At 72.1% G+C, this 8,841-nt stretch carries 12 protein-coding genes; 5 read left to right on the top strand and 7 right to left on the bottom strand.

What is annotated here, in order from left to right:
- Nucleotides 1-122: 122 nt before the first annotated feature.
- The 5 genes from JWN97_RS06320 to JWN97_RS06300 are packed head-to-tail and all read right to left on the bottom strand — an operon-like array spanning nt 123 to nt 3,921.
- On the bottom strand, nt 123-1,343 hold the full coding sequence (locus JWN97_RS06320) for a GAF domain-containing sensor histidine kinase (RefSeq protein WP_297620057.1): 1,221 nt from the start codon (nt 1,341-1,343) through the stop codon (nt 123-125).
- Entirely contained in the window at nt 1,340-1,912 is a 573-nt protein-coding gene (locus JWN97_RS06315; protein WP_297620054.1) for a hypothetical protein, read from the bottom strand. Before JWN97_RS06315 ends, JWN97_RS06320 begins: the two co-directional genes overlap by 4 nt.
- 14 nt (nt 1,913-1,926) lie before the next feature.
- The gene (gene htpX, locus JWN97_RS06310) at nt 1,927-2,835 is read right to left on the bottom strand and encodes a zinc metalloprotease HtpX (RefSeq protein ID WP_297620051.1); all 909 of its coding nucleotides are present in this window, start codon (nt 2,833-2,835) and stop codon (nt 1,927-1,929) included.
- 7 nt (nt 2,836-2,842) lie between these two features.
- Nucleotides 2,843-3,121: a hypothetical protein gene (locus JWN97_RS06305; RefSeq protein ID WP_297620048.1), complete on the bottom strand. Its 279-nt coding sequence runs from the start codon at nt 3,119-3,121 to the stop codon at nt 2,843-2,845.
- A complete protein-coding gene (locus JWN97_RS06300; RefSeq protein ID WP_297620045.1) occupies nt 3,118-3,921 on the bottom strand; it encodes a PspA/IM30 family protein in 804 nt (267 codons plus the stop codon). The genes JWN97_RS06305 and JWN97_RS06300 overlap by 4 nt, the downstream gene beginning before the upstream one ends.
- A gap of 154 nt (nt 3,922-4,075) precedes the next feature.
- On the opposite strand from JWN97_RS06300, the gene JWN97_RS06295 reads away from it, so the two are divergent.
- The 5 genes from JWN97_RS06295 (at nt 4,076) to JWN97_RS06275 (ending at nt 6,632) form a co-directional block, all read left to right on the top strand.
- Complete coding sequence (locus JWN97_RS06295; protein ID WP_297620042.1) at nt 4,076-4,648, top strand: DUF3043 domain-containing protein; 573 nt, start codon at nt 4,076-4,078, stop codon at nt 4,646-4,648.
- Nucleotides 4,645-5,205, top strand: a complete 561-nt coding sequence (locus JWN97_RS06290) for a GNAT family N-acetyltransferase (RefSeq protein WP_297620039.1) — start codon at nt 4,645-4,647, stop codon at nt 5,203-5,205. Before JWN97_RS06295 ends, JWN97_RS06290 begins: the two co-directional genes overlap by 4 nt.
- 72 nt (nt 5,206-5,277) lie before the next feature.
- Nucleotides 5,278-5,562, top strand: coding sequence for a hypothetical protein (locus tag JWN97_RS06285; protein WP_297620036.1), 285 nt, complete (start codon nt 5,278-5,280; stop codon nt 5,560-5,562).
- Between the two features lie 42 nt (nt 5,563-5,604).
- Nucleotides 5,605-6,336: an AzlC family ABC transporter permease gene (locus JWN97_RS06280; protein ID WP_297620033.1), complete on the top strand. Its 732-nt coding sequence runs from the start codon at nt 5,605-5,607 to the stop codon at nt 6,334-6,336.
- On the top strand, nt 6,336-6,632 hold the full coding sequence (locus JWN97_RS06275) for an AzlD domain-containing protein (RefSeq protein WP_297620030.1): 297 nt from the start codon (nt 6,336-6,338) through the stop codon (nt 6,630-6,632). Before JWN97_RS06280 ends, JWN97_RS06275 begins: the two co-directional genes overlap by 1 nt.
- A gap of 28 nt (nt 6,633-6,660) precedes the next feature.
- Here JWN97_RS06275 and JWN97_RS06270 read toward each other — a convergent pair whose 3' ends face one another.
- A complete protein-coding gene (locus tag JWN97_RS06270; protein WP_297620027.1) occupies nt 6,661-8,286 on the bottom strand; it encodes a M4 family metallopeptidase in 1,626 nt (541 codons plus the stop codon).
- Nucleotides 8,287-8,381: 95 nt separating this feature from the next.
- The coding region (gene dapB / locus JWN97_RS06265; protein ID WP_297620024.1) for a 4-hydroxy-tetrahydrodipicolinate reductase at nt 8,382-8,841 on the bottom strand (460 nt) is incomplete at its 5' end.

Below are 8,841 nucleotides of genomic sequence, written 5' to 3'. Positions count from 1 at the left end.
GACCTCCAGGTGGTGGAAGCGGTTCTTAGACAGCTCCACTCCACGCCCGGAGGTCTTCGCCTTCCAAGCTCATTCAGATCGTGTCGTCACACGATCTCGACCAACGTGCCCGATCAGTACACCTAGGCGTCGCGTCCGGCCAGGTCGGCCGCGACGGTTCGGCCGGCGTCGTCGACGACCGGGAGCTCGAACCAGAACACCGAGCCGCCGCCCTCCCGGGCGTCGACACCCATCGAGCCGCCGTGCGCCTCGACGATCCGGCGGCACGTCGCGAGGCCGATGCCGACGCCCTCCACGCTCTTGTCGAGCCGGGCCAGCGGCGCGAAGACCCGCTCGCGCTGCTCGGCGGGGACGCCGCGCCCCCGGTCGCGCACCTCGATCCGCTGACGCCCGCCGGCCGGGTGCGCGTCGACCTCGATGGCGGGCCGCTGACCGTCCTCGGTGAACTTGGCCGCGTTGTCGATGAGGTTCATCAGGACCGACCGGAGCTGTGCGGCGTCACCGCGTGCCATCGGCAGGGTGCCGGACACCACGCAGTCACGGGGCAGCCGGCCGGCGAGGTCGTCGAGCGCGAGCTCGAGCTCGGCCTCGAGGTCCACGAGGTCGTCGCCGGGCGCAGCACCCCGGGCGGCGAACTCCAGCAGGTTGTTGATCAGCCCCGTCATCCTGTCGACACCGCGACGGGCCCTGGCCACGGTGTCGGCGTGGTAGGGCTCGGTGACGTCGAGCTCGAGCGACTCGAGGGACAGCGAGACCGAGGTCAACGGGTTCTTCAGGTCGTGGCTGACCTGCCCGGCGAAGTGGGCCAGCCGCTCGTTGGAGGTGCTGAGCCGCGCGTTGGCCTCGCGGAGCTGCCGCGAGGCGAGCTCGAGCTCCAGCACGTCGACCACCCGGTCGGCGAGCTGGGCGAGGGCCCTGGCCTTCTCGGGGGTGACCTCGCGCGCCTCGTCGTCGAAGACGCACAGGGTGCCGATGACGACGCCCGCGGGAGTGCGCAACGGGTGCGCGCCGTAGTACTTCACCTGCGCGGCCTCGCCGGTGGTCCAGGGGTTGTCGGCGAACCGGGGGTCGAGCCGCGCGTCCTCCAGCATGATCGGCTGGCCGGAGTCCACGACCACTCGGCACATCGAGTCCTCGATCGGGGAGTCCACCCCGGTGAACCCGGCAGTAGCGACCTGGTGCTGGGAGTGGGTGCTGAGCAGGTTGACCGCGGCGAACGGCACGTCGGCCACCTGGGCGGCCAGCTCGACCAGCGCGTCGAGCTCGCGGCGCGCCGGACCGCCGATGACGTCGTACGTCGCCAGGGCCTGCTCGCGCTGGTGGTCACGGGCCTCGACGCTCACAGGCCCGGCGCCTTCCACACGGCCAGCCAGCGCTGCAGGTCGGGCTCCATCGGAAGCTCCTTGTCGAGTTGGTCACGCACGGACAGCTCCAGGAGGGTGTCGCGGGTCTGCTCCCCGCTGGGCGCGAACGGGTAGAAGGTGCCCCGCTTGTAGAGGTAGGTCAGTCCGAACCGCTGCCCGGAAGGATTGACGAAGGGCACCATCGAGCAGAGTAGGCCGCCCTCGAAGCCGTTGAGCTCCAGGGTGGTGTTGACGGCGTGGAGGTCGGTGCACAGCCCCGCCATGTCGTTCGGGTCGCCCGCGACCACGAGCCAGGTGAAGCCGAAGTCGTCCTGGGTGAGGGTCACCTCGGGTGCCTCGGAATCGTCGCGGATCAGGGCGAGCACGTCGTCCTGGGTCTGGGCGAACGCCGCGCCCGCGGCAGAGCGGTAGCAGACAGATCCCACGCCGGTGGGCTCGAAGCCGAGCGCGGTCTGGAGCGTGATCGCGGCGCTCGGCACCAGGAAGAGGGCGTCGAGGTGGTTGCGCTTGGGCTGTGTCCGCGCGCGCATGGTCTCCCACAGTCCCATCCGGGCTCTCCTCCTCAGCCCGTGGGCCGGCCGAGCTCGGCCTGGATCCGGGCGAGCTGCTCGAGGCGCTGCTGCAGCGGAGGGTGCGTGGCCATCAGCCCGCTGAGCCCGGTGCCGCGCACGGCCGGGACGATGCACAGCGCGCTGACCGCGTTCCCGGCGCGCAGGTCGCGCGACGGCGTGGCGGCCGCCTCGCCGCTGATCTTCTGCAGCGCCGAGCCGAGAGCCGCGGGCTTGAGGGTGAGGTAGGCGCCGGCCCGGTCGGCGCTCAGCTCGCGGTAGCGCGAGAGCAGCCGCAGGAGCAGGAAGCTCACGGCGTACACCACGAGGCTGACGAGGAGCGCGACCAGCACGGCCGGGAAGGCGCTGTTGTTGTTGCGGGAGCGTCCCATCCCGCCGAACTGCGCGAAGCGCATGAGGAGCCCGGCCGCGATGCCGGCCGAGGAGGCCACCGTCATCACGAGAACGTCGCGGTGGGCGACGTGGCTCAGCTCGTGGGCCAGGACCGCCTCGAGCTCCTCGGCGTCGAGGGTCCGCAGGATCCCGGTGGTCACGCACACCACCGCGCGGTCGGGCGAGCGGCCGGTCGCGAAGGCGTTGGGCGCGGCCATGTCGGCGATGCCCACCCGGGGCTTGGGCATGTCGGCTAGGGCACACAGCCGGTCGATCATGCCGTGCAGCTCGGGGGCCTCCTCGGGCGTGACCTCCCGGGCGCGCATCGCGCGCATCGCGACCTTGTCGGAGCTCCACCACTGCCAGAACGCCATGCCGATCGCGATGATCGCCACGAGCGGCGCGTAGCCGGATCCGACGACCTGGATCAGGCCCACGACGAGTCCGACGAACAGCGCACCGAGCAGGAACATCGTCAGGGTCATCCTGGCGGTGAGGCCGGTGTCCTTGATGAAGCGGGAGTGGGCCAAGGCTTCCTCAGCCCGGGATCAGGCCGTCGTCGCCCAGGAGCTCACGGACCTCGTCGATCGTCGCGTCGGGCGGCGGCAGGATGAGGTCCGACTCGTCGAGCGAGTCGGGGTCGTGGTGGGTGCCGCTGGAGCGCACCGCGGCCAGCAGTCCCTCGAGTGCCATGCGGAACATCGACTCGTCGCCCGACTCGATCGCCCGCTCGATCTGGCTGTCGAGACCGTTGAGGGCATCGAGGGCGTGGTCGTCGAGGTCGTACTGACCCTCGCCGAGGATGCGGACGATCATGCTCGCCCGCCCTCGGTGCTCTCGCCCTCGACCTTCACGGCGTCGGGCTCGGCGGCCAGGATGTCGCCGCCGTCCTCGGCGGCCTCGATGGCCTGGGGCGGGGCGCTGCCCGCCTTGAGCCGGGCCAGCTCGGCCTCGACGTCGGAGCCGGAGCTGAGGGCGTCGAGCTCGCGGGAGATGTCGTCGCCGGCGCTGAGCTGCGACGCGTCGTCGAGGGCGCCCGAGGCGATCAGCTCGTCGATCGCCTGACCACGGGCCTGCATCTGCGCGGTCTTGTCCTCGGCGCGCTGGATGGCGAGACCGACGTCCCCCATCTCCTCGCCGATGCCCGACATCGCCTCACCGATGCGCGTCTGCGCCTCGGCCGCGGTGTAGGTGGCCTTGATGGTCTCCTTGCGGGTGCGGAAGGCCTCGACCTTGGCCTGCAGGCGCTGCTGCGCGAGGACGAGCTTCTCCTCCTCACCCTGGAGCGTGGCCTGCTGCTCCTTGAGGTTGGTGATCTGCGAGGCGAGACCGGACTTGCGCGTCAGTGCCTCGCGCGCCAGGTCCTCACGACCGGCGGCGATCGCCTTCTCGGCCTGGCCCTGGAGCTTGGCGGCCTGCTGCTCGATCTGGTTGACCTGCAGCTCGACGCGCTTGCGGCTGGTGGCGACGTCGGCGACTCCGCGACGCACCTTGGAGAGGAGCTCGAGCTGGCGCTGGTAGCTGTAGTCGAGGGTCTCGCGGGGGTCCTCCGCCTTGTCCAGGGCCTTGTTGGCCTTGGAGCGGAAGATCAGGCTGATGCGCTTCATGAGACTCATCGGGGTGGAAACCCTCTCTCGGTCACGGCTGGGTCGTCCCTCTCACCCTAGGACCAAACCCAAGCCGGAGGTAGGGCATGTCCCGCGACCGTGTCCCCCGGGGTCGGCGGCGATAGGCTGCCCCCAGCATCCGATCCATGTGAAGGCAGCGCGCGTGTTCCGTCGTACCAGCTCCGAGCCGGAGACCCCGGCCACCACCGACAAGGTGAGCGGCAAGGGTCGCCCCACTCCGACGCGCAAGGAGGCGGAGGCGGCGGCACGGGCCAGGGCCAGGGTGCCGCGGACCCGCAAGGAGCAGATGGCCGCCCAGCGCGCCGCACGCGGCGACACGTCCCAGAAGATGCGCCAGGCGATGAAGACCGGCGACGAGCGCTACCTGCCCAGCCGCGACCGCGGCCCCGTGCGCCGGTTCCTGCGCGACTTCGTCGACTCGCGCTTCTCGTTCATCGAGCTGATGGTGCCGCTGCTGATCGCCTCGATGATCCTGAGCTACGCCGGGCAGGTGCAGCTCGGCAACACCATCTTGTTCACCACGGTGATGGTGATCATCTTCGACATCATCATGCTGCGCTTCCGCGTGCGTCGGGCGCTCGCCGAGCGGTTCCCCGACGAGTCCCCCAAGGGCGCCGTCCTCTACGCCGCCATGCGCTCGCTGCAGATGAAGTTCATGCGCCTGCCCAAGGCCCAGGTCAAGATCGGCGAGAAGCTGCCCGAGACCTACCGATGAGCCACAGCCACGGCGGCGGGCCCACGGCGGACGTGTCCGTGCGCATCGCGTGGGCCGACGACGCCGACAGCATCGCCGCGGTCCAGGTGCGCGCGTGGCCCGAGCTGTACGCCGACCTGCTGCCGGCCGAGGCCATCCCCACCGACGTCGAGGCCGTCGGCGCCCAGTGGCGCCGGGCCCTCGTCAAGCCCGCCGACGCCCGTCACCGTGTCCTCGTCGCGCTCGAGCGCAACCGGGTCGTGGGCTTCGCGCTGACCTCCCCCGCCGTCGATCCCGACTGTGACCCGGTGGCCGACGGTGAGCTGGCGGAGGTGACCCTCGACCCCACCGATCGGGGGAAGGGCCACGGGTCGCGGCTCCTGCAGGCGGCCGTGGACACGCTGGCGGCCGACCGCTTCACCCGGGCCGTGACCTGGGTCAATGCCGGTGACGATGTGCTGCGGACCTTCCTCACCGACGCCGGGTGGGCTCCCGACACGGCCCACCGCGAGCTCGACCTCGACGGCACTGCGACGACCACGGTCAAGCAGGTCCGCCTGCACACGGCCATCGGCTGACACCGGCCCGGCGGCCGCGGGGCCGCTCCCGGCGGGGTGCAAACTTCACCCCTGAGGCTGCTTGATTTTCCCGTGGCGAGCGTCACCATGGAGGTCCGCTACTCCGCCGGTCCAGCACGGGGGTTCGACATGCTCGGTCCGCTTCCCGCACTCCACAGGTTCGTCCTGGTCGTCGCCGCTCTCCTGGTCTGCACGGGGATCGGCTTCTGGTTCGGCGTCATGCCGGAGGCCCCGCTCAACGTCCGTGCCGGCGTCCTGGCCGGGACGGCGACCGGCGTGGCAGCGGCGTTCGTCCTGGTGCACGACTTCCACCAGCGGCAGAAGCGCACGGCGCGGGCTCGCCGGCGCGTGCACTGAGACCACGCCTTCGGGTCGCGACGGATGGCCTAGCCTCGGGGCGTGCCCGAGACCTCCCTCAGCCCCGCTGAGCGTTCGGGGATCATCCGCGACGGCCTGGCCGTCGGCGTGGCCACCGGGGCCTACGGCGTCGGCTTCGGTGCGGTCGCCGTCTCGTCCGGGCTGACGGTCGCGCAGACCTGCGCGCTCTCCCTGCTGATGTTCACCGGCGCGAGCCAGTTCGCCCTGGCGGGAGTCCTGGCCGCCGGCGGGTCGCCGATGTCGGGTGCGGCGACCGCCCTGCTGCTCGGCACCCGCAACACGCTCTACGGCCTGCGGATGGCCCCCCTGCTGAGGTGGCGCGGATGGCGCCGGGCGGCGGCCGCCCAGGTGCTGATCGACGAGTCGACCGCGATGGCGGTCAACCGCGGCAGCACGGAGGGCGCCCGGCTGGGGTTCCTCACGACCGGCGTCTCGGTCTTCGTGCTGTGGAACCTCGCCACCGCCGTCGGCGCCGTCGCCGGCGAGGCCGTCGGCGACCCGCGGACCTTCGGGCTCGACGCCGCGGTCGGGGCCGCCTTCCTCGCGCTGCTCTGGCCGCGCCTGAAGGATCGCCGCAACGTCCTCGTCGGCGTCCTGGCGGTCGCGGTGGCCCTGTCGGTGGTGCCGGTCACGGCGCCCGGCGTGCCGGTGCTGGCCGCCGGCGGCGTCGCCGTCCTGGTCGGCGTGCTCGCCAGGCGCCAGGACCCCACCGAGATCCCGGGGGCGGACGACGTGCCGGGCGGGCACCACTGATGTGGACCACGATCCTGCTGGCGTCCGCCGGCTGCTACGCCCTCAAGCTCGCGGGCCTGTCCCTGCCCGAACGGGTCCTCAGCCACGCGACGGTGGAGCGGGTGGCGGACCTGATCCCGGTGGCCCTGCTCGCCGCGCTGGTCGCCGTACAGGTCCTGTCCGACGGACCGGCGCTGACGCTGGACGCGCGCGTCCTCGGGCTCGGCTTCGCCGTGGTCGCCCTGCTGCTGCGGATGCCGTTCCTGGTCGTGGTCGTGGGGGCGGCAGTCGTGGCGGCACTCGCCCGCCTCGTCTGACGCCCCCACCCCCCACGGTGGCGGTCGCTCAGCCGACCGAGACAGCACTCCAGGCGGCACTCACGGTGTTCTGCTGCACCGAGCCGGCGCCGTAGAGGTCGCGCGCGGCGTTGAGCGTCGCGGTGCGCGCTCCGGCGTACGTCGTGCCGGAGGTCATGTAGACGGTGAGCGCGCGGTACCAGATCTTCGCCGCCGCATCGCGGCCGATGCCGGTGACCGTCGAGCCGTTGCAGGTGGCCGAGCTGTGCGCCACGCCGCCGATGGTCGTGGCGCCGCTGCCCTCGGCCAGCAGGTAGAAGAAGTGGTTGCCGATGCCCGAGGAGTAGTGCACGTCCACGTCCTTGGCAGTCGAGCTCCAGCAGTCGAGCGAGCTGCCGTCCGACGAGGGACGGTCCATGCGCCGGAAGCCGGCGTGGTTCTTCAGGTCGAACTCCTCGCCGATCAGGTAGTCGGCCGGGTCGCTGGCGTTGGCGGCGTGGAACTCCACAAGGGTGCCGAAGATGTCGGAGGTGGCCTCGTTGAGGCCGCCCGACTCGCCGGAGTAGGTGAGGCCGGCGGAGTTCTCGGTGACGCCGTGCGACATCTCGTGGCCGGCCACGTCGAGGGAGACCAGCGGGCCGAAGTCGGTGCCGTCGCCGTCGCCGTACGTCATCTTGGTGCCGTCCCAGAAGGCGTTGACGTAGCCGCTGCCGTAGTGGACCCGGTTGAAGGAGCCCCGGCCGTCGTTCCAGATGCCGTTGCGCCCGTGCACGGCCTTGAAGTAGTCCCACGTGACGTTGGAGCCGTACTGCGCGTCGGCCCCGGCGGTGGCGCGGTCGGCATTCGTGCCGTTGCCGAAGGTGGTCGTCGTGGAGGTGAACGTCGTGCCGGTGGCGCAGCCGCTGCCGAAGAGCTGGCAGAGGACAGAGTCGGTCTTGTTGTTGAGGTCTGTGGTGTAGGTGCCACCGCGCGTGGCGTCCTTGAGCGTGTAGGACGACCCCGAGCCGCTGACCTGCAGGGGGACGGTGCCGCTGTAGAGGGTCTGGCCCTGCCCGTCGACGTTGACGATCTGCTGCTCGCTGCGGATCACCATGCCGGTGCGGGCGTCGACGTAGGTCGCCAGCCGCGACGGGGTGCCGTCGGCCTGGGTGCCGCCGGTGAGGACCTCCCAGGCCAGCCGCGGGGTGGCGCCGGTGGCGTCCACGACCAGCTCGCTCGCCTCGGCCTCGTCGTCACCGCGGACGGCGGCGGTGCGGGCGTTGCGGGTCAGGACCGTGCGCAGCGCGGCGGTCTCGTGGACGGCGGCCCGGGTGCCCAGGGCCAGCGGGGAGGAGAGGGTCTGGCTCACGCCGTCCCAGCCGTTGGCTGCGTCGCGGTGGACGACGAGGTCGCCACCGACGACGCGGAGTCCGTCGAGGGTCCGCTCGAAGCGCACGTGGCTGCTGCCGTCGGGGTCGACGAGCGCGGCGCCGGGGACGAAGTCCTGGCCGTCGCTCGTGCGGGCCGCGCCCGGGTGGCGGCGGAGCGCCGCGAGGGCGTCGCCGGTCAGGTCGGCGCGGACGGACGTCGGCGTCGCGGTCGGGGCGCCCTGGGCGCTCGAGGCCGTCGTCAGCGGCAGCGCTGCTGCGGTGGCAGCGGCGACGGCGAACGCGGCGAGTCCTGCGGTTCTGCGCATGGTGGTGCCTTCCGAGAAGGTCGACCGCGCCCCCGAGTGGGTGCGGCCCCACTGGCCCAACGAGGGGCCGCGGCGGGAGGTTACGCGCGCCGGGCTCAGCCGAGGTCGAGGAAGTGCTCGAGCCCGACCGTCAGCCCGGGGTGCTCGGCGACCGCCCGCACGCCCACGAGCACGCCGGGGGTGAACGAGATGCGGTCCAGGGAGTCGTGCCGGATGGTGAGGGTCTCCCCCGCCGCCCCGAGGATGACCTCCTGGTGGGCCACGAGCCCGCGCACCCGCAGCCCGTGCACCCGGACGCCGTCGACGTCGGCACCTCGGGCGCCCTCGAGGCCGGTCGAGGTCGCGTCGGGCATCGGTGCGCTGCCGGCGTCGCGGCGTGCCGCGGCGATCAGCTCCGCCGTGCGCCGTGCGGTGCCCGACGGCGCGTCGGCCTTGTCGGGGTGGTGCATCTCGACGACCTCGACGGAGTCGAAGAAAGGCGCAGCCCGGGTGGCGAACCGCATCATGAGGATCGCGCCGATCGAGAAGTTGGGAGCGACGAGGACGCCGACGCCG

This window comes from Nocardioides sp., from assembly GCF_025965415.1.
In the GTDB taxonomy this organism is placed as follows: Bacteria; Actinomycetota; Actinomycetes; order Propionibacteriales; family Nocardioidaceae; genus Nocardioides.
This window is presented reverse-complemented; position numbering and strand designations above follow the sequence as displayed.